Below are 21,115 nucleotides of genomic sequence, written 5' to 3'. Positions count from 1 at the left end.
CGGCATTGCCCGATGACATAACGCGCATCACCCCACCCCGTTCTCCCGCGCTTCATGCAGCATATGAAGCGTGATCTTCCTGACTTCGGCCTTGCTCATCTCGATGTGGGACCGCAGCATGCGCTGCGCTTCGTCCGCGCGGCGCGCCAGCACCGCGCGCAGAATGGCCGCGTGCTCCTCGTAAGTCGCATCCACGCGAAAATCCTTGGTGAAATCCAGACGCCGCACGATCCGAATCTTTTCGGTGACGTCGCGATGGATCTGCGCCATTTCAGGGTTGCCTGCCGCCGCCACCAGCGAACAATGAAACGCTTCATCCAACTGCGCCACCAGCCGGCCATCCAGAATGCGTTGCGGCAAGGGCACCAGCCATACGTCTTTCAACGCGCCAAGAATCCCCGCTTCGTCCATATTTTCGAGCGAGCACAGCTTATCCACAGCGGCCTGTTCCAACACCACCCGCACGTCGTAGAGCGCTTCAAAGCGCTCAAAATCAAATGGCCGCACCTGCCAGCCGCTGCGCGGTCTGGCGAGTACGAAACCTTCACGCTCCAGACGGACCAAGCCTAGCCGCACCGGTGTGCGGCTGACGCCCAGTCGCACCACAAGATCCGCCTCGGTGAAACGCTCGCCCGGCAGCATGCGGAAATCGAACAGATCATCCTTGATCCGCTGATACACCTGGTCTGCCAGCGTGCCGGCCAGCGCGGGCGACTGCCGCATGGCCGGGCTGACCTGCACGGATTCCAGCCGCATCATCAGGTCACAGTGCAGGTGGCGTCTTCGGCCAGCACGATCAGCGGATCTCCTGCGTTCACCGGTTTGCCGGGCACGCAACGGATTGCCGTCACCGTGCCAGACGCCGGCGCAATGACGGACAGCGCCATCTTCATGGCCTCGACCACGACCAGCGTGTCGCCTGCCGATACGCTCTGCCCCACCTGGACCGGAATCTTCCAGATGTTGCCGCACATATCGGCGCTGACCATTCTTTCGCCCTCCCGCAAGACCGTCTCGGCCTCGGGCTCGGCCACGGCCTGCTCGGCCGCAACATCCTCGGTTTTCCACAGCGCCACTTCGGCATCGAACGCGGTTTTCTGACGTGCCTGGAACGCGGCGATGCTATCCGCCTGGTCCACCAAAAATCGTTGATGTGCCGCGAAGTCGAACGTCTCTTCTTCGATGCGCACGGTGGCCCGCCCCTCGCGGAAGTCTTCCCGCAACACATCCAATTCGGCTTCCGTTACCGGATAGAAACGCACCTGATCAAAGAAGCGCAGCAGCCAAGGTTTACCATCCTGGAATACGGGATTCTTCAGGAACTTGTTCCAGATGGGCAAGGTGCGGCCGACGAGCTGATATCCCCCCGGAGAGTCCATGCCATAAATGCACATGTATACGCCGCCGATGCCTACCGTGCCTTCCGCGGTGAAGGTGCGCGCCGGGTTGTACTTGGACGTCAGCAGGCGATGGCGCGGATCGATCGGAACGGCGCACGGCGCGCCCAGATACACGTCACCCAGGCCCATGATCAGATAGCTGGCATCGAAGACGATGCGGCTGACTTCGTCCCGCTCGTCCAGGCCGTTGATCCGCTGAATGAAGTCCACGTTATTCGGCAGCCACGGCGCGCTGACGCGCACGGTTTCCTGATAGCGCTGCACGGCGCCCAACGTGGCCGAATCTTCGAAGGCCATGGGCAGGTAGACCACACGCGTGGGCACCTTCAAAGTAGCAACATCCGCCAGACCCTTTTCGATTTCCAGCAGCAAGGCAATCAGCGCGCCTTGCAGGATGACGCGGCTGTCGTAGCGGATTTGCAGCGACCTCACTCCCGGCGACAACTCCAGCACGCCCTCAATGGGGTCCGCGTTCAATGCTTCCATCAGCAGGTGAATACGCATGCGCAACGCCAGGTCCAGGACGTTGTCGCCATATTCCAGCAACAGGTAGCCGTCACCCGCTTGGCGATAGGACACGGACGGGCGCGAGCCCTCGGCTGCCAACGCGGCGACGATGGTTTCAGACACGGTCGCGGGCACCGGAGATGGCGCCGTTGCCGCAGGACCCACGGACGATAGCGCCGCCACGCTGCTGTCCTGCGCGGCTTCCAATGCAACGGCCTGCGGGTAATCGATGCGCACAAAACGGATACGGTCGCCCGGCTTCACCTGCCCCACCTTCCACAGCTCGGCCCGCGCAATCGTGACCGGGCAGACGAAGCCGCCCAGGCTGGGACCGTCACGCGTCAGGATCACGGGGCTGTCGCCCGTGAAATTGATGCTGCCGATGGCGTATTCGCAATCGTGGATATTGGACGGATGCAGGCCGGCCTCGCCGCCGTTCTCACGCGCCCAGCTTGGCTTGGGTCCGATCAGGCGCACACCCAGACGGTTCGAGTTGTAGTGCACCTCCCAGTCCGCCGCGAAAAATGTTTCGATCGCTTCGGGCTGGAAAAAGTCTGGCGCGCCATGCGGGCCGTACAAGACGCCGATTTCCCATGTGTTGCCATACACCGGAATCATGTCGGCGGGCGCGCCTTGCGGTTCCGCGACGGGCGGCGTCGCCGACGTGCCCGCCAGTTCCGTGCGCACCAATGGCAACATGTCGCCCACACGCAGCGTCCGGCCGGCATGACCGCCAAACTGCCCCAGCGCGAAGGTCGAGCGGCTGCCCAGATAGACCGGCACATCGAAGCCGTTGCGTACCGCCAGGTAGCTGCGGCAGCCTGACAGCGCACGGCCCGTAACCAGAACCTGCCCCGAACGCACCGCTATCGGTTGCCACATGGGTACGGGTTCGCCGTCCAGCGTGGCGGCGCAAGTGGCCCCCGTCAACGCCACGATGGCGTCGCCATGAAAACGCAACGTGGGTCCCATCAACGTGGCCTCGATGCCCGCAGCATCAGGCGCGTTGCCGACGATGCGGTTCGCCACGCGGAAGGCGTAGTCATCCATCGGGCCAGACGGCGGCACGCCGATGTCCCAATAGCCGACGCGGCCAGGATAGTCCTGCACGCTGGTGTAGGTGCCGGCTTCCACGACCTCGATCGCGGCGGGCCGGTACACAAAGGTCTCTAGAAATCGCGTCGACAACAGGCCCGCGCGGAATCGCTCATCAGCCACGATCTGGCGCAGGTAATCCAGATTTGTGGCAATGCCATGCAGCCGCGTCTTCGCCAGGGCGTCGGCCAGTTTGTCCAGCGCGGCGTCACGCGTGGCGGCATGCACGATCAGCTTGGCCAGCATCGGGTCGTAGAACGCTGGCACTTCCGTGCCCGTCGCAACCCAGCCGTCTACCCGGACGCCGTCGGGAAACGACACCTCGGTCAACACGCCCGGCGACGGTTGGAATTGGCGCAACGGATCTTCTGCGTATAGGCGGACTTCAATCGATGCGCCTTGCGGGGCGCGCGACATGGCGTCGACATCCAGCGGTTCGCCCGCTGCCACGCGCAGCATACATTCCACCAAATCCAGCCCGGTGACGGCTTCCGTTACCGGATGCTCAACCTGTAGCCGCGTGTTGACTTCCAGAAAGTAAAAGCTGTCGCGCGCGGGGTCGTAGATGAATTCGACAGTGCCGGCCGACCGGTAGTTGACGGACTCGCCCAACTGCACGGCGGCATCGAGCAGCGCGGCGCGGGTCGCGGCAGGCAGCAAAGGCGCTGGCGTTTCTTCAATGACCTTCTGGTTGCGGCGTTGCACCGAACAATCGCGTTCGCCCAGCGCCAGCACGCGGCCTGCCCCGTCGCCAAATATCTGCACTTCCACGTGCCGCGCGTTGTCCACATAACGTTCGATGAACGCACCGCCATCGCGAAAGAAGTGCTCGCCCATGCGCTGCACGCTATCAAACGCCACGGTCAGTTCGGCCTCGCTCTCGCAGCGCGACAAACCGATGCCGCCGCCGCCCGCCGTGCTCTTCAACATCACGGGATAGCCAATGCGTTCCGCCTGAGACAGCGCTTCGCCCAGGCTGGCCAATAGACCCGTGCCCGGCGTCATAGGCACACCGGCCTCGGCGGCCAGTTCGCGTGAGCGATGCTTCAGCCCGAATTCGCGGATCTGCAAAGGCGTGGGGCCGACGAAGGCGATGCCTGCGGCTTCGCAGCTTTCCGCGAACTCCGCGCTTTCCGATAGAAAGCCGTAACCCGGGTAGATGGCTTGCGCGCCGTGCTCGCGCGCGGCGGCCAGCAGCAGGTCCATGCGCAGATAGCTGTCGGCGGCCTTCTCGCCGCCCAGCGCAACCGCGACATCGGCTTCGCGCACATGCGCCGCATTGCGGTCGGGATCGGAATACACCGCCACGCTGCGGATGCCCAAGCGCTTAAGGGTACGGATGGCACGGACGGCGATTTCGCCACGGTTGGCAATCAGAACGGTATCGAACACTTGCTGCTCCCTGGAATCTTAGAGAATTAGCGGGGGGTGGCGTTCAGGCTGGCCAGATAGGCGCGCCAGCCGCCAAAGGCGGTGATGTCGCGCGCGCCGTCCAGGCCACGCGGTTCGCAGATGAATCCCTTGACCTGACGGCCGTCTTCCAGCTCCAGCGTGCCTATGCCCAGGGGCGCGGGAATCTCGGCCACGAAGGCGCCAAACGCGGTCACCGGCACATCCCACAGCTCGACCTCGATCGGCGCGCCAGACTCGGACTTGACCAGACCGGGTTTGGGTGGCGTGGTGTTAGCCAACGCATACAGGCGGTAGTCGGCGGCCGTGCGCGTCTTTTCAGCCAGCACGGCATGGCGGGACGTCAGTTGATGGTTCAAGGGCATGCCGGTCAGATGCGCGCCCACCACGGCGACGCGCAACGTACCCACGGGCGCTTTGTTGAGCGCCACGCCAGCGGGCAGTGGCGCGCCGGTTGCGCCCAACGGCAATCCACGCTGGGTTTGCCACTGGCGGCCGAACTGCGCCAGCGCGTGGTCTTGCCAGGCCAGCCCGATCAGCGTGATGCCAGATGGCAGACCATCGCTGCGCATTCCTGCTGGCACAGCGAGCGCCGATAGATCGGCCAGGTTGGCAAAGTTGGTGTAGACGCCCAGGCGGGAATTCAGCGTGACGGGGTCATCGCGCAGCTGGGCGATGGTGTAGATGGATGGCGAAGTCGGCACCACCAGCGCGTCAAAACCCGCCAGGGATTGATGAATCAAGCGTGTCAGTTCAGCACGCCGGTACTCTGCCTTGAACGCGTCCAGCGCACTGTAGTTGGCGGCTTGTTCCACGATGCCGCGCACGATGGGGTCGATGACGTCCGGCGTGGTTTTCCACAGCGCTTCAACAGCGGCAAAGCGTTCTGCCACCCAGGGGCCTTGATACAGCAGCGCGGCCAATTCGTTGAACGGCGTGAAGTCGATCACCTCCACTTCCGCACCCGCAGCCTTCAACGCATGCACGGCGTCCTCGAACACCGCCGCCGCTTGCGCGTCACCGAAGAATTCCAAGGCGGCGGGCACCGCCAGCTTGGGCGTTTTCGGCCACGGCAAAGACGCGCCAGCAGGCACGGCACGCGAATAAGGATCGCGCTCGTCAAAGCCTCCCGCCACATCGGCAACCAGCTCGGCATCGTCCACCGTCAACGCAAAGATCGAGACACAATCCAGCGTGCGGCAGGCCGGCACCACGCCCGCGGTACTGAGCCAACCTTTGGTTGGCTTCAAGCCCACGATATTGTTGAAACCCGCCGGCACACGGCCCGACCCTGCCGTATCCGTGCCCAGCGAAAACGCCGCGATGCCGCGCGCGACGACCGACGCCGAGCCTGAGCTGGAGCCGCCGCTGACATATTCAGGATTGAACGTATTGGCAACGGCGCCATGCGGCGACCGAGTACCGACCAGGCCGGTGGCAAACTGATCCAGATTGGTCTTGCCAATCAGGATGGCGCCCGCAGCGCGCAGGCGCTGCACGACCGTGGCGTCCTCGGCCGGCGTGTACGCGAATTCGGGGCAGCCGGCGGTCGTCGGCCACCCTGCCGCATCGATGTTGTCCTTGATGGCAAACGGCACGCCATATAGCGGCAGACGCGACAGGTCGCCGCCTGCCGCCGCAAGCATCAGCTGCAAATCGTCCAGCTGTTCTTCCAGCAGCGCGCGATCAACGCGTTGTATCCAGGCATTGTCCGCCGGTGAGTCTGGCGTGACGGCATAGGCCGCCAACAGCGCTTCAGGTTGTGCCCCGCCATCGCGGTAGGCGGCCTGCCACTGGGCAATCGTCCAACCCACGGGGCGCATCGAAGTTGCTACGGCATTCATGCTGGAATCCTTTCTTGTATACAAGTACGGATACCCAAGCAATCGGCGTGCCATGTTGGCCGAGTTTCTGCGCTTCTCCTCTGGCTGCCCCGCTAAATCCCGGGAAAACCGCGATGTGCGTGCCTGCGCCAGCTGGCTGCCTTCGCACCGCGAGCGGGCGTTCTACGCACCTGTTTTGTGCACGCAGCACTGTTTTGAATCTAGGCACGCCGCCACGCAACCCTCACCGGCACTCGCGTAAACACCCCCTCCTCATACGGCGGCCCTGCCCTTTGCAGGCACTTGGCACGGCTTTTGCTTTGAAGTCCATGTTGTCGGGTGTTGTTCAGATCGTTCCTGCCGGCCAAGCCGGCACATTCCATCCAGGAGTCACCATGAAACGCAGACTAGCCCTTAAGCAACTGACCGTCGTGAGCCTGTTGGCCATGTCCGGGTGGATGCCGCAGGTATTCGCCGCCGAAGACACCATCAAGGTTGGCATCCTGCATTCCCTGTCGGGCACCATGGCCATCTCGGAAACGTCACTTAAGGACGTGGCCCTGATGACTATCGACGAAATCAACGCCAACGGCGGCGTGATGGGCAAGAAGCTTGAAGCCGTAATTGTGGACCCCGCATCGAACTGGCCGCTGTTTGCTGAAAAGTCGCGCCAGTTGCTGTCGCAGGACAAGGTGGCGGTGGTTTTCGGCTGCTGGACCTCGGTATCGCGCAAGTCGGTGTTGCCGGTGTTCAAGGAACTGAACGGCCTGCTCTTCTACCCCGTGCAATATGAAGGCGAAGAGCTAGAGAAGAACGTGTTCTACACGGGCGCAGCACCCAACCAGCAAGCGATCCCGGCCGTTGAGTATCTGATGAGCGAAGACGGCGGCGGCGCAAAACGTTTTGTACTGCTGGGCACGGACTATGTGTACCCGCGCACCACCAACAAGATCCTGCGCGCCTTCCTGCATTCCAAGGGCGTGAAAGACAGCGATATCGACGAGGTCTACACCCCGTTCGGCCATTCCGATTATCAAACCATCGTGGCCAACATCAAGAAGTTCGCCACGGGCGGCAAGACAGCGGTGATCTCCACCATCAACGGCGACTCCAACGTGCCCTTCTACAAAGAACTGGGCAATGCGGGTCTGAAGGCAACCGACGTGCCGGTCGTGGCGTTCTCGGTGGGAGAAGAAGAACTGCGCGGCGTGGATGCCAAGCCGCTGGTGGGCCACCTGGCCGCCTGGAACTACTTCGAGTCGATCAAGAATCCGGTGAATGAAGAGTTCATCAAGAAGTGGAAGGCCTATGCCAAGGCCAAAAACCTGCCCAACGCCAGCACGGTCGTGACCAACGATCCGATGGAAGCCACCTATATCGGCATCCATATGTGGAAGCAGGCCGTGGAACAGGCCAAGAGCACCGATGTGGACAAGGTGATTGCCAACATGGGCGGCCAGAAATTCAACGCGCCTGACGGCTACATGATCGAAATGGACAAGACCAACCACCACCTGCACAAGCCGGTCTACATCGGTGAAATCAAGGCGGATGGCCAGTTCAATGTCGTGTGGAAGAGCAAGGGTCCGATCCGCGCTCAACCGTGGAGCCCGTACATCCCGGGTAACGAAGGCAAGCAAGGTCTCTAACAGGTCCTCACCATGCACAGCGCGGCAATCGCACACTTCTTGCGTCGTTTTCTTCTTGCATGGCTGTTGGCCTTGCCGATGCTGGCCGCCCCTGCGGCGGCGGCCGGCGTGGACCCGGCCTTGCTGACGCCGCTGGCCGGCGACGACACCGACGCCAAGCTGCAAGCGATTGCCGCCCTGGGCCAACTGCCAGACCCTGGCGCCGCTGCGGTCTTGCAGGCGCTGGGCAGTGATCAACTCTATGCAACGGCAGACGGCCGCGTGCTGATCGGAACCGGGGGCACGCGCGGCATTGATCCCGCAACGGGGGCCGCCACCGATCTGCCTGCGGGCGCCTCCACCGTCATGATCAACAACCGCTTGCGCCGCGCCATCGAAGCCGCGCTGGCGGGTTCCCGCTTGTTTTCCGACAAGCCCAACGAACGCCTGGATGCTGCGCGCAGACTGCAACAGACGGGTGACCCCGCGCGCTTGCCCATGCTTGAGAAAGCGTTGGCGTCCGAAAAAAACGAGGCCGTGCGTGATGCGCTGATCATCGCGCAGGCCAATCTGGAATTGAAAAGCGCAGACTCCGCCGTCAGGCGTCATGCGGTGGAACTGCTGGGCCGCACCAGCAACGCCGCCTTCCGTCCCACGCTGGCGGCGCTGACGCAGGAACGCGATGGCGCCTACGCGGAACCCGACGCTGGCGTGCGCGAGGCCGCCGCCAATGCGCTCAAGCAGATCGACCGCCACCTGGCCACGATTGAATGGGCAGGCAATCTTTTCTACGGCATCAGTCTGGGCAGCGTGTTGTTGTTGGCTGCGCTGGGCCTGGCCATCACCTTTGGGCTGATGGGCGTCATCAACATGGCGCATGGTGAACTGCTGATGATCGGCGCCTATGTCACCTATGTGGTGCAGACGCTGTTCCGCTCTTGGCTGCCCGGCTGGCTGGATTGGTATGTGGTGGCGGCGCTGCCGCTGGCCTTCGTCGTCACGGCGCTGGTGGGCATGGCGCTGGAACGCACCGTCATCCGCTGGCTTTACGGCCGCCCCTTGGAAACCCTGCTGGCAACCTGGGGCATCAGCCTGATGCTGATGCAAGGGGTGCGCACGTTGTTTGGCGCGCAGAACGTGGAAGTCGGCAACCCAAGCTGGATGTCCGGCGGCATCACCGTGCTGGGCGGGCTGGTGCTGACCTACAACCGACTGGTCATCATCGGCTTTGCCTTCTTTGTGGTGTTTCTGGTGTGGGTGCTGTTGAACCACACACGGCTGGGCTTGTTTGTGCGGGCAATCACGCAGAACCGCCGCATGGCGGATTGCGTAGGGGTGCCCACGGGCCGCGTCGACATGCTGGCCTTCGGGCTGGGCTCAGGCATCGCGGGGCTGGCCGGCGTGGCCTTGTCTCAGTTGGGCAACGTTGGACCAGACCTGGGCCGCGGCTACATCGTCGATTCATTCATGGTGGTGGTACTGGGCGGCGTAGGCCAGTTGGCCGGCACCGTCATTGCCGCCCTGGGCCTGGGCGGCGTCAACAAATTCCTGGAGCCTTACGCGGGAGCGGTCATGGCCAAGATCACCATACTGGTGCTCATCGTGCTGTTTGTGCAAAAGCGGCCGCAAGGCTTGTTCGCCCCCCGTGGCCGGAGCGTGGAATGAAACAGAACGCCCTGACCGATCTGAACCTGCTGACGCGCCGCCCGCTATTCTCTGGGCGGGTCTGGACGGCGTTGGCCGCCGCTACCGCCCTGCTTGCGCTGCTGCCGCTACTGAACCTGATTTTTCCCGCAGGCCACGCACTGCATGTCTCGGCCTATGCCGTGGCGCTGATGGGAAAATTCATGTGTTATGCCATGGCCGCGCTCGCGCTGGACTTGGTATGGGGTTATGCCGGCATCCTGTCTTTGGGGCATGGCCTGTTCTTTGCGCTGGGCGGCTACGCGCACGGCATGTACCTGATGCGTGCGATTGGACACGACGGCGTGTACCAAAGCCATCTGCCCGACTTCATGGTGTTCCTGGACTGGAAGAGCTACCCCTGGTACTGGTCGTTCACCGACCACTTCTGGTACGCCATGCTGCTGGTGGTGCTGGTGCCGGGCGTGCTGGCGTTTGTGTTCGGCTACTTCGCGTTCCGCTCACGTATCAAGGGCGTGTACTTCTCGATCATCACGCAGGCCCTGACCTTTGCCGCGATGTTGCTGTTCTTCCGCAACGATACGGGTTTTGGCGGCAACAACGGCTTTACGGATTTCAAACGCATCCTGGGTTTTGATATCACCGCGCCCGGCACGCGCGCCACGCTGTACTGGATTACGCTGGCGGCGCTGGCAGGCGCCTTGGTCGTGGCGCGCATGGTCACGCAAAGCAAGCTGGGCCGCGTGCTGACCGCTGTGCGCGACGCCGAAAGCCGGCTGCGCTTTATCGGGTACGACCCGTTGGGCTTCAAGCTTTTCGTCTGGACGTTGTCCGCCGTATTGTGCGGCATTGCCGGCGCGCTGTATGTGCCGCAGGTCGGCATCATCAACCCCAGCGAAATGTCCACCGAGACCTCGATTGAAATGGTGATCTGGGTTGCCACCGGCGGTCGTGGCACGTTGATTGGCCCCATCATCGGCGCAGGCGCCGTCAATGGGTTGAAGACTTGGTTCACCAGTGTGCTGCCCGAATTCTGGCTGTATGCGCTGGGCCTGATCTTTGTGCTTGTGACCCTGTTCCTGCCCACTGGCATCGTCGGCCTGGCCCGCCGTATTGCGGCACGCCTGCAGGAGAAGAAGGCATGACGACCACGCATACCGAAACGGCCATGCTGGATGGCGGCCCCAGCGGCGACGCGGGTTATGGCCGCGTCAGCCCCAAGGGTCTGGACACCAGCCACGGCGCGATCCTGTACCTGGAAGGCATTACGGTCAGCTTCGATGGATTCAAGGCGCTGAACAACCTGACGCTGGACATCGGCGTGGGTGAATTGCGCTGCATCATCGGCCCGAACGGCGCGGGCAAGACCACGATGATGGACGTGATTACCGGCAAGACGCGGCCAACGGAAGGCACGGCCTATTTTGGCCAGAGCATAGACCTGACCACCCTGACCGAAGCGCAGATTGCGCACGCCGGTATCGGCCGCAAGTTCCAGCGTCCCACCGTGTTTGAACAACACACCGTGTTCGAAAACCTGGAACTGGCGATGAAGACCGACAAGCGCGTGCGGCCCACGCTGTTCTCGCGGCTGACCGGCGAGCAAGCCGACAAAATCGGCGAGACGCTGGACCTGATCCGCTTGCGGCCGGAAGTCTGGCGGCCAGCCGGGCTGTTGTCGCACGGCCAGAAGCAGTGGCTGGAAATCGGCATGCTGCTGATGCAAGAACCGCAGTTGCTGCTGCTGGACGAACCGGTGGCGGGCATGACAGACGCTGAAACCGAACGCACCGGCGAATTGCTGAACGAGCTGCGCGGGCGGCATTCGCTGATGGTGGTGGAACACGACATGGACTTCGTCAATCAGATCGCGGGCGATGGCAAAGTCACCGTACTGCATGAAGGCTCCGTCTTGGCCGAAGGGCCAATGAGCAAAGTGCAGGCGGACCCGCGTGTGATCGAAGTCTATCTGGGGCGCTGAGATGCTGGACGTAAGCACGATCGACCAATACTACGGCGGCAGCCATACCCTGCGCGGCGTGTCGCTATCGGTGCGGCAAGGCGAATGCCTGGCGCTGCTGGGCCGCAACGGCGTGGGAAAGACGACGCTGCTCAAATGCGTCATGGGCGTGCTGCCCGTGGCGCGCGGCGGCATCACCTTCGACGGCGCGGACATTACCCGCCTGGCGCCGCATCAGCGCGCCGCGCGCGGCATGGCGTATGTGCCGCAGGGCCGCGACATCTTCGCCCGCCTGACGGTGGAAGAGAATATTTTGATGGGCATGGCGACCAAGCCCGCGGCCCGCGCCCGGCGAATCAAAGAAGAAGTCTTCGAGCTCTTTCCCGTCTTGAAAAGCATGTTGTCGCGGCGCGGCGGCGATCTGTCTGGCGGTCAGCAGCAGCAGTTGGCGATTGCGCGCGCGCTGGTGGCTGAACCCAAACTGATCATCCTGGATGAACCCACCGAAGGCATCCAGCCATCCATCATCAAAGACATTGCACGTGTGATCCACATGCTGCGCCAGCGCGGCGACATCGCCATCCTGCTATGTGAACAGTATTTTGATTTCGCCCGCGAATTGGCGGACCAGTTCGTGGTGCTGTCGCGAGGCGAAGTGGTAGCCAGCGGTGGACGCGACGCGATTGATGGCGAGGACGTCCGGCGGCATCTGTCGGTGTGACGCCGCAGGTATCGGATATTGCCGCGTCGTTTGAGGGTTCCTTGATATTTCGGGCGCATTTGAGATCTGCTCCGATATAATCTGCGCCCATGTGCTTCGCTTCTTTCCTGACCCGCCCCTCCTTATGGATCGCGATTGCCGCGATCCTTTGGGCGTCGTTGGCGCCGTCGCTGGCCCATGCACTGAGCCTGTCGCCGCACGGCGGCACGCACGGTCAGCGCATCAGCGTGGACTATTGCGCCGCCGAAGGTGAATCGACCATCACACTGGATGTGCAATCCGGCACCGGCAACAGTCAGGCCGATACTCACGGCGACGATCATCATTGCCCGCTGTGCCGTAATCCCCAGGCCGACGTAGGCATCCTGCCCGCACCTGTGCCCGTACTGCCAGCCCCCGTGGGCCGCGCCATAACCTACCCGCCGCTGTTCTACGCGGCATCAAACTCCCTTCATGCCTGGAGCGCGGCCCAGCCGCGCGCACCGCCCGCGAACTGACCTGACGCTGGCCCGCGCCGCTTCCCGGCGCATCGCCCGCGTTCGTTCGCCTTTTTCTCGTCGTCACGATTGCCCCGTCTGTCGCACAGGCGGCGTCGTGCCGTCACGCAGACCCTGGTGCCCCCAACCCGCCCTGCCCCCAGGACGGGTGCCGGGCGCGTTGGCCGGCACCCCGGCTTCAGACATGAAAAACACGACTGCACGAACCCTGCTGCTTGGCCTGCTGGCCAGCGGCTCTGCCCACGCCCTGACAACCGACCCCGCCATCGAGACACTTGCGCCCGCCACCGTATATGGCGACGGCCACACCGAAGTCGCGCCCAATGGCCCCATCAATCTGGACGCCCGCGACAGCACCGGCAGCCGTCTGGGCTTGACCCTGCGCGAAACGCCCGCCACGGTCACGGTGATCTCGCGCGAACAGATCGAAGCGCGCGGCGCGCTGAATACGCAGGAAATCGCCCGCGGCATACCGGGCGTAGACAACGCATCCCCCCCCGGCAACGCCGGCGCCGTCAGCTATCGCGGGTTTAGCGGCGGCCAGGTGTCGCAGCTGTTCAACGGCATTTCGGTGCAATACGACTCCGTCGCCGGCCGGCCGGTAGACAGCTGGATCTATGACCGCGTCGAAGCAATCGGCGGCCCCGCCACCTTTCTGTTCGGCGCTGGCGCCGTGGGTGGCGCCATCAACTACGTCACCAAACTGCCCGAGCGCGATACCTTCTACGGCGGACAGATGCGCATTGGCTCATTCGACTCGCGTCAGGTTTCCGTGGGTCTGAACCAGCAGTTGGCGGGCGAACCCGGCGGACGCGGCCATTACCTGCGCATCGACGCCAACACCGGTTCCAGCCATGGCTGGGTGGACGGCAATCATTCCCGCGCCAGCCAGGTGGCCGCGTCGTTGCTGTCTGACCTAGGCAGCGACGTTACACAGACTTTTGCAGTGGAGTTCCAGCGCGAACAAGTGGATCGCCCGTACTGGGGCACGCCGCTCAAGACGGGCGCAAATGGCGTGGTGCAGGGCGAAGGCCACATCATGGATGGCACGCGCTTCAAGAACTACAACGTTAACGACGGGCTGTACGAGCAGTCTGTACTGTGGGCGCGTTCGCTGACCGAATGGCGCGCGGCGCCTAATCTGACGTTCAACAATACGCTGTACTACTACCGCGCCGAGCGCGACTTCCGCAACCTGGAAAGCTATCGCTTCAATGCGGCCAACACGCTGGTGCAGCGCTCGGGTGCGCTGTTGCAGCGGCACGAACAAAGCTTGATCGGCAATCGCGTAGAAGGCTTGTTCAAGTCCACGCTGGCCGGCCTGCGCAGCGACTGGTCGTTTGGCGCCGACTTCAGCGTCAACAAAATCACCCGCTATCCGACCAGCCTGCCCGCCCAGGTGGATGCCGTGGACCCGTACGACTTTTCACCAGGCGATTTCTACGACATTCCCGGTATGAAACGCGGCCACTCGGCCGACCGCGACAATCGCATCCAGACGCTGGCGCTGACGCTGGAAAACCGCACTGAAGTGCTGCCCGGTGTGGCCATTGTGTCGGCGTTGCGCAAAGACTTCATCGACCTGGACCTGACCAACCGCCGCGCCATCACTGCGGCGTCGCCCGCCACGGCCTCGCGCAGTTATACGCCGCTGACTGGACGGCTGGGCGTGAACTGGGAGATCACCCCGGAAGCCTCGCTGTATGCGCAGTACGCGACCGCCGCCGATCCTCCGTCTGGTCTGCTCGCCACTTCGTCGTTCGCCGACGTGCTGAACAACGACAAGCTCACTACCGGCAGGCAGACCGAAGTGGGCAGCAAGTTCAATTTCTGGGAAGGACGCGGGGCGGCGACCGTTTCGGTATACGAGATCAAGCGCAAGAACATGGCCACCGCCGACCCGGACAACCCCGGCGTCAGCGTGCCCGTGGGTGCCCAATCGGCGCGCGGCATCGAATTGGCGGGCGGTTTGCAGCTCACGCCCAAGCTGTCGATGCAAGCCAATATTGCATTCGTGGACCCAAAGTACGACGACTTTTCGCAAGCCGTCGGCGGCGTACCGGTATCGCGCAACGGCAATGTGCCGACCAATACGCCGCGCCGCATTGCCAACGTATGGCTGGACTACGCCTTCATACCGGACTGGAACGCCAGCGTGGCAGCGCGCCATGTAGGCCGCGTCTACGCCGATGCCGCCAACACGACGTGGGCGCCGGCCTACACCGTATTCGACGCGGCGTTGTCGCACCGGATCAACCGCAATGTCAGCGTTACGGGGCGGGTGCGCAACCTGGCGGACAAGGTCTACGCGGCCAATGCAACGCCCACCATGTACTACCTGGGCGCGCCGCGCTCGTTTGAACTGACCCTGCAAGCCCGGTTCTGAAAATACGCGAAAGAGATGCCATGAGCGCCACATCTTCCCGTTTGCCAACGCGCCCCGCCGGCCCCCCCTTGTCCACCCGGGCCAAGCGGTGGCTTTACCTGATCCACCGCTGGGCGGGCATTGTGTTGTGCCTGTTCTTTGCCATGTGGTTCATTTCCGGCGTGGTGATGATGTACGTGGGTTACCCCAAGCTCACCCCACATGAGCGGCTGACGCATCTGGCGCCGCTGGACCCTGCCGTGATTGCCGTAACGCCTGAGCAGGCACGGTCGGCGGCGGACGCGAGCGGCACCGCGGGACTGAGCCTGGCCGCCACAAGGAGCGGCGCGCCTGTGTATGTCGTCAGTGCAGGCAAGGGCCAGAAACCCAAGGTGGTGGATGCCGTTACCGGCGCTCTGCTGCCGCCCGCCAGCGCTGCCGTGGCAGAAGCCACCGCGTCCGTCTGGTTCGCAGGCCAGTACACAGCGCATTATCAGGGCGAGGTTGTCGAAGACGTCTACACCCATTCCGGCGCGCTGGACCCGGACAGGCCGCTGCATCGGGTAGACATGGATGATCCCGATCAAACCCGGCTGTACATCTCTTCTGCCACGGGGGCCGTAGTGTTGGATGCCACGCGCGCCGAGCGTGGTTGGAATTATGTCGGCGCGTGGATTCATTGGCTATATCCATTCCGGGGCAACGTCTTTGACGCGTGGTGGCATGACATTGTGGTGTGGCTATCGGTGGCGGGTGTGCTGGTTGCGCTGACCGGCACCATCGTCGGCATTCTGCGCTGGCGCTTTTCCCGGCCCTACGCCAGCGGCAGCCATTCGCCTTATCGCGAAAGCATGATGCGTTGGCATCACATCAGCGGCTTGCTGTTCGCCGTCATCACCATCACCTGGATTTTCAGCGGGCTGATGTCGATGAACCCGTGGAAGGTGTTCACCAGCAATGCGGCGCCGTTGGCAATGTCCGCCTACGCAGGAGAGGCGAGCGCCGAGCCGCTGGCCGCACCCCGGGAGCTGATTGCCGCGCTGCCGGCCCCGCCTCGCGAATTGAGCTGGACGCGCGTAATGGGCCACGAGCTGGCGCTTGCGCGCAGCCCTTTGGGTCCGCCGCAAGTGCTGTCGGCAAGCAGCGCCGCGCCATTCACATTGGCCGATGCCGATCTGCGCCGGGCGGCCGCCCAATTGCTGCCGGGCGCGGCGTTGCGCGACGTGCAGGTGCTGACCGAGTACGACATCTACTATTACGCACGTGACGAACACGCGATGCTGGGCCACATCGAAAAACCGCTGCCTGTCTGGCGGCTGGTGTACGACAATCCGCAAGCGACCTGGGTGTATCTGGACCCGCATACCGGCCAGATCCTGGGCCGGCAAGATCGTGGCGGACGCGTCAGCCGCTGGCTGTTCGCCTTCCTGCACAGCTGGGATTGGACCGGACTGCTGGCGCGGCGCCCCTTATGGGATGCCCTGCTGATTTTTCTGAGCCTGGGTGGCGTGGCGATGAGCCTGACGGGTGTCGTGATCGGCTGGCGGCGGCTGGGCAAGAAACTGCGTGCCTGAAGGACCGCCGCGTTTGCACTATGCTCACTGCCTTGCCTGACGAATCACCGCAAAGAGGAACCCCCATGTCCAACGTAACCATCTATCACAACCCCAAGTGCGGCACGTCCCGCAATACCCTGGCCATGATCCGCAACGCGGGCATCGAGCCGGAAGTTGTGCTGTATCTGGAAACGCCGCCGTCGCGCGCTACTTTGAAGGCGCTGTTCAAGCAGGCCGGCATCAGCGTGCGCGACGCGCTCCGCGAAAAAGGCACGCCCTATCTGGAACTGGGCTTGGATGACGTATCGCTTGCGGAAGATGCGCTGCTGGACGCCATTGAACAGCACCCGATTCTGCTGAACCGTCCCTTTGTATCTACTCCATTGGGCGCACGCCTGTGCCGTCCGTCCGAACTGGTGCTGGACATTCTGCCCGCAGCACAACAAGGCGAGTTCACCAAAGAAGACGGCGAAAAGGTAATCAGCGCCGACGGCAAACGCATCCAGAAGTAAAACCGCGCACTCCGGCGCATTTTGTAAGCGGACTGACGGGTAACCTCATTACCATCGCGGCTATTGAGTATTACGCTTCGATGACACGTCATGAGTTTCCTGGAAAGCTTTAATCAGTCCCTTTTTCTTCTGATCAACGCCGATCCGAACACACCCGTCTGGCGCATCCATGCCGCCATGCTGGTGGCCAACAAGCTGATCCTGCTGGTGCCGGGCGCGCTGGCCGCCATCTGGCTATGGGGCGGCCAGACGCAACGCAACCTGGCCCTGAAGGCGCTGGCCAGCATCGCCGCAGCGCTGTGCATCAGCTACCTGTGCGGCGCGCTGTGGCCGCACCCCCGCCCCTTCACGATCGGACTGGGCCAAGCCTTCTTTGCACACAAGGCCACGGCATCGTTCCCCAGCAACCACACCATCATCATTGCGGCGATGGCGTTTGCGCTGATCTTTGACCGGCGCTGGGCCGGCTGGGGCTGGGCAACCTTGGTGCTCGCCGCGATCGTCGGCACGTCTCGCGTTTATCTGGGCGTGCATTTTCCGCTGGACATCGCAGGCGGACTGATCTTGGCTCCCGTCGCTGCGGGTTTGATCTTGCCCGTGTGGAACCGCATCGGTGAACCGCTGACAGCCGTGGCTCAGAGCCTGTACCGCAAAGTACTGGCCCTGCCCATCGCAAGAGGCTGGATTCGCGCCTAGGCCCCTGTGGCCATCAGCAATGCCGCAACGCCTGGTTGTCGTAGGCGCTACGCCCCTGGGTCGCGTCCAGCGCGTTCGTCAGGTTGTTGAACGACTGGCGAAATTGGCTGGCATCGCGCAGCATGGGATTGATGCCGCCGCTTAAAACCGCTGCGGGGCCGTAGCGTCCGCTGCGGCTGCTTTCTTCTATCGTCCGGCCCGCGTTCAGATACGCGTTGATCACGTTCATCACGCTGGGGCATCCCTTGGGATTCGCCCTGCGCGTGCTTTTGTCGTATCCACGCGCCATCTCGTTCATCTTTTCCTGCGCCTGCGCGAAGGCGTCCGCTCGCGCGCCCAGACCCGTGCCATCGAAAACTCCCTGGGCCTCGTCAATGCTGATTTTTCCGTAATACACCAGCCCTGCGCGGTAATAGGCGGTAGAGTCTTTCTCGGCATTGTCGAATGCGGCCTGCGTATTGAAGCGGTCGCGTTTGGCAACGCCATTCAAGAAAGCGGCTTCCTGCTGGACCACGAGCGTCAGCGCGGCCTCGTAGGCATCGTTTTTCTGCCGCACCAACGCGCCGCCATCCGACACATAGGCCTTGGACTTTGCATACGCCTCCAGCTCCTGATTCAACGGCGCCAAGGCCGCCAAGGCGTCGGCAAATGCTTGGGCTGATGCGTCTACCTGCGGAAGAACGGCATCCACCTGCATGGCATTTTCCAGGGCCTCGCGCGTGCGTGCAATTTCCTGATTGCTATTGATGCTCAGACTACGCAGCGGCCGGTCGCCCTTAAGGTTCGGCACTACATAGGTCTGATAGCGCTCCAGTACGGTCTTGAACTGGGGAATGATGCCGCGCGCGGTGGCAAGGTACAAATTGAACTTGATGAATTCCGCTTGCGCGGCCGCAGACTGCTCGGCCTTGGCCGGCGGCGCGCTGGCCGGTTCTTCTTTGCAAGCTCCAAGCATCAAGGCGCTCGCAATCAAGATCGACGCACCCAATATGCGAGGTATGGACATGTGGACTCCCGTGGCAGAACTGAGCCGGGGGACCGCAAGCACGACGCCTGCCTGGCATCGTCAGCAAAGATACAACCCCCGAGACAAGCCAAGACTACCACTTGCCGGGCAGGTCCATATTTGACCTCGCTTCGAGCTTATTTGAGTGCCGTGCCGTGTTGGGCCTCGTGATCCAGTAACCAGCGCTTGCGGTGCAGCCCGCCGCCGTAACCAGTCAGCGACGCGTTGGCGCCAATCACCCGGTGGCAGGGGATCACGATGCCCACGGGGTTCGCGCCATTGGCCAGACCCACGGCGCGCACGGCGGTGGGCCGTTGAATGCGCATCGCCAGGACGCCGTAGCTGACGGTGCTGCCGCCGTCGATACCGCGCAGCGCTTGCCATACCTGCCGTTGAAACTCCGTGCCGCCCAGCGCAACCGGCAGCCCGGCAATAGCGGTGATGTCGCCGTCGAAATAGGCCTCCAGCGCGCGCCGTGCGGCAGAGGGGTGTTGGGCATCGTGGAGCTGCACGGCGTTCTTGCCGTACTGCCGGCGCAACAAGGTATGCATGCGCGGCTCGAAGTCTTGCCAATCCACCGCGCGCAGATGCTGCTGCGCGTCAGTCAGCACAAGCATCCGGCCGATGGGAGTGGCGACCCGTTCCAGGGCAAAAATTTGAACCGGCATAGCGCCTGCTCCTGACAAGAATGATGGTGAAAATATAGGGCGGCGAGCCACGTTGGGCTGGCGGTTTTCGGACACGAGTGTGACTTACACCACCGTGTCCGAAAACCGCTAGATCCTGCCCGGAAGCAGCATTAGTATCAGCACATGGACCTCAATCACGACGCCTGTTACAGCGCCATCCAAGTGCGCGATGCCCGTTACGACGGCCGCTTTTTCACGGCGGTTAAAACGACTCGTATCTATTGCCGCCCTGTCTGCCCGGCACGCACGCCGCTGTCGAAGAACGTAACCTTCTACACCACGGCCGCCGCCGCGCAAGAGGCCGGGTATCACCCGTGTCTGCGTTGCAGGCCCGAGACCGCGCCAGAGCTGGGGCCCGGACACGAAATGCCCGCCAGTGTGGCTCGCGCCTTGCAACTGATAGAACTGGGCGCGCTGGACGAGGACGGCGTGGAGACGCTTGCAGAACGGCTGGGCGTGGGCGACCGCCAATTGCGGCGTCAGTTTCGCCAGCATGTGGGCGCGTCACCCATTGCCGTAGCCCAGACGCGCCGCGTGCTGCTGGCCAAGCAACTGATCCACGAGACGCACCTGCCCATGGCGGAAATTGCCTTCGCTTCGGGCTTTGGCAGCATCCGCCGGTTCAACGAGATATTTCTGGATTTGTTCGGGCGCACGCCCGGCGAACTGCGGCGCTCAGAGAAACCCGAGGTGTCAGCCGGGCAGCAAGGTGAAATAAAACTGCTGCTGCGGTACCGCCCGCCCTACGACTGGGCGGCCATGCTGGATTTCCTGCGCTTGCGCGCCATTACCGGCATCGAACAGGTCGGCGAAGACAGCTATGCCCGCACCATCAGCCTGGAGGGGCATCAAGGCACGATGACGGTACGCCCTGGGACGGGCAATGCCCTGCAAGTCACGGTGCGTTTTCCCCGCCTTCAGGCGCTGCCTGCCATCATTGCGCGGGTCAGGCGCGTCTTCGACCTGGCCAGCGACCCCGTAGCCATTGCCGCGCAGTTTGCGCAGGACCCCGTTATGACCGCCCTTATTCAGGCGCGGCCCGGGCTGCGCGTGCCGGGCGCGTGGGATGGCTTTGAACTGGCGATGCGGGCCGTTCTGGGCCAACAAATCACCGTAGCCGCCGCCATTCGCCTGGCCGGTAAGCTCGTCGCGGCGCATGGCGTGCCCATGACGCAGGCCGAAGGCGCATTGACCCATGTCTTTCCCGAACCCGAGACGGTTGCGGCAGCAGAGCTGGCGTCACTGGGCATGCCACGCAGCCGGGCCGCGACGCTGTCGGCGGTAGCGGCCGCGGCCGTGGCCGACAAGCACCTGTTTGATGCGGCGAGCGGGCTGGACGAAGCCGTGGCGCGTCTGCGCAAGATTCGTGGCGTAGGAGAATGGACGGCGCAGTACATAGCCTTGCGCCAATTGCGGGAGCCGGACGCCTTTCCATCAGCCGACATCGGATTGATCCGCGCGCTGGAGCGGCTGGAATCACGCGACGTGTCCGCAGCGCAGCTACTGGCGCGGTCCGAACAATGGCGCCCCTGGCGCGCCTACGCCGCCCAGCATCTGTGGACGGCGTGAAGATTTCCTGCCGGCCGGGCTTGGCGCCGGGCCGGCC

Annotated in this window: 16 protein-coding genes; 11 read left to right on the top strand and 5 right to left on the bottom strand. The window is 63.3% G+C overall.

Features of this window, described 5'->3' with window-relative positions:
- Positions 1-27: 27 nt before the first annotated feature.
- Genes RAS12_RS28345 through atzF form a run of 3 tightly spaced genes read right to left on the bottom strand, consistent with a single transcriptional unit; the run spans position 28 to position 6,256 of the window.
- On the bottom strand, positions 28-759 hold the full coding sequence (locus RAS12_RS28345) for a GntR family transcriptional regulator (RefSeq protein ID WP_306943650.1): 732 nt from the start codon (positions 757-759) through the stop codon (positions 28-30).
- Positions 759-4,394: an urea carboxylase gene (uca, locus tag RAS12_RS28340; RefSeq protein ID WP_306943648.1), complete on the bottom strand. Its 3,636-nt coding sequence runs from the start codon at positions 4,392-4,394 to the stop codon at positions 759-761. The genes RAS12_RS28345 and uca overlap by 1 nt, the downstream gene beginning before the upstream one ends.
- 26 nt (positions 4,395-4,420) lie before the next feature.
- The gene (atzF, locus tag RAS12_RS28335) at positions 4,421-6,256 is read right to left on the bottom strand and encodes an allophanate hydrolase (RefSeq protein WP_306943647.1); all 1,836 of its coding nucleotides are present in this window, start codon (positions 6,254-6,256) and stop codon (positions 4,421-4,423) included.
- Between the two features lie 374 nt (positions 6,257-6,630).
- On the opposite strand from atzF, the gene urtA reads away from it, so the two are divergent.
- The 10 genes from urtA (at position 6,631) to RAS12_RS28285 (ending at position 17,814) form a co-directional block, all read left to right on the top strand.
- Positions 6,631-7,884 (top strand): urea ABC transporter substrate-binding protein, encoded by a 1,254-nt coding sequence (gene urtA, locus RAS12_RS28330; protein ID WP_306943646.1) that lies wholly within the window; start codon positions 6,631-6,633, stop codon positions 7,882-7,884.
- Positions 7,885-7,896: 12 nt separating this feature from the next.
- Positions 7,897-9,528 (top strand): urea ABC transporter permease subunit UrtB, encoded by a 1,632-nt coding sequence (gene urtB, locus RAS12_RS28325; RefSeq protein WP_306943645.1) that lies wholly within the window; start codon positions 7,897-7,899, stop codon positions 9,526-9,528.
- Positions 9,525-10,652 (top strand): urea ABC transporter permease subunit UrtC, encoded by a 1,128-nt coding sequence (gene urtC, locus RAS12_RS28320; RefSeq protein ID WP_306943643.1) that lies wholly within the window; start codon positions 9,525-9,527, stop codon positions 10,650-10,652. Before urtB ends, urtC begins: the two co-directional genes overlap by 4 nt.
- A complete protein-coding gene (urtD, locus tag RAS12_RS28315) occupies positions 10,649-11,488 on the top strand; it encodes an urea ABC transporter ATP-binding protein UrtD (RefSeq protein ID WP_306943641.1) in 840 nt (279 codons plus the stop codon). Before urtC ends, urtD begins: the two co-directional genes overlap by 4 nt.
- A gap of 1 nt (position 11,489) precedes the next feature.
- The gene (urtE, locus tag RAS12_RS28310; protein ID WP_280019432.1) at positions 11,490-12,188 is read left to right on the top strand and encodes an urea ABC transporter ATP-binding subunit UrtE; all 699 of its coding nucleotides are present in this window, start codon (positions 11,490-11,492) and stop codon (positions 12,186-12,188) included.
- An 89-nt stretch (positions 12,189-12,277) separates the two neighbouring features.
- A complete protein-coding gene (locus tag RAS12_RS28305; protein ID WP_306943638.1) occupies positions 12,278-12,685 on the top strand; it encodes a DUF2946 domain-containing protein in 408 nt (135 codons plus the stop codon).
- A 184-nt stretch (positions 12,686-12,869) separates the two neighbouring features.
- Positions 12,870-15,071, top strand: coding sequence for a TonB-dependent receptor (locus tag RAS12_RS28300; protein WP_306943636.1), 2,202 nt, complete (start codon positions 12,870-12,872; stop codon positions 15,069-15,071).
- Positions 15,072-15,091: 20 nt separating this feature from the next.
- Complete coding sequence (locus tag RAS12_RS28295; RefSeq protein ID WP_306943634.1) at positions 15,092-16,624, top strand: PepSY domain-containing protein; 1,533 nt, start codon at positions 15,092-15,094, stop codon at positions 16,622-16,624.
- A gap of 65 nt (positions 16,625-16,689) precedes the next feature.
- Entirely contained in the window at positions 16,690-17,118 is a 429-nt protein-coding gene (arsC, locus tag RAS12_RS28290) for an arsenate reductase (glutaredoxin) (RefSeq protein ID WP_306943632.1), read from the top strand.
- 90 nt (positions 17,119-17,208) lie between these two features.
- Positions 17,209-17,814: a phosphatase PAP2 family protein gene (locus tag RAS12_RS28285; RefSeq protein ID WP_306943630.1), complete on the top strand. Its 606-nt coding sequence runs from the start codon at positions 17,209-17,211 to the stop codon at positions 17,812-17,814.
- 13 nt (positions 17,815-17,827) lie between these two features.
- On the opposite strand, the gene RAS12_RS28280 is transcribed toward RAS12_RS28285, so the two are convergent.
- Both RAS12_RS28280 and RAS12_RS28275 read right to left on the bottom strand, forming a co-directional pair.
- Entirely contained in the window at positions 17,828-18,820 is a 993-nt protein-coding gene (locus tag RAS12_RS28280; protein ID WP_306943629.1) for a DUF3829 domain-containing protein, read from the bottom strand.
- Positions 18,821-18,957: 137 nt separating this feature from the next.
- The gene (locus RAS12_RS28275) at positions 18,958-19,488 is read right to left on the bottom strand and encodes a methylated-DNA--[protein]-cysteine S-methyltransferase (RefSeq protein WP_306943628.1); all 531 of its coding nucleotides are present in this window, start codon (positions 19,486-19,488) and stop codon (positions 18,958-18,960) included.
- Positions 19,489-19,632: 144 nt separating this feature from the next.
- Here RAS12_RS28275 and RAS12_RS28270 point away from each other — a divergent pair, with 144 nt between their 5' ends.
- Positions 19,633-21,078, top strand: coding sequence for an AlkA N-terminal domain-containing protein (locus RAS12_RS28270; protein WP_306943627.1), 1,446 nt, complete (start codon positions 19,633-19,635; stop codon positions 21,076-21,078).
- Positions 21,079-21,115: the final 37 nt, after the last annotated feature.

This window comes from Achromobacter seleniivolatilans, from assembly GCF_030864005.1.
Classification (GTDB): Bacteria; Pseudomonadota; Gammaproteobacteria; order Burkholderiales; family Burkholderiaceae_B; genus Achromobacter; species Achromobacter seleniivolatilans.
Note: the sequence above shows the minus strand (reverse complement) of the source record. Positions and strands in the feature narration are given on the sequence as shown.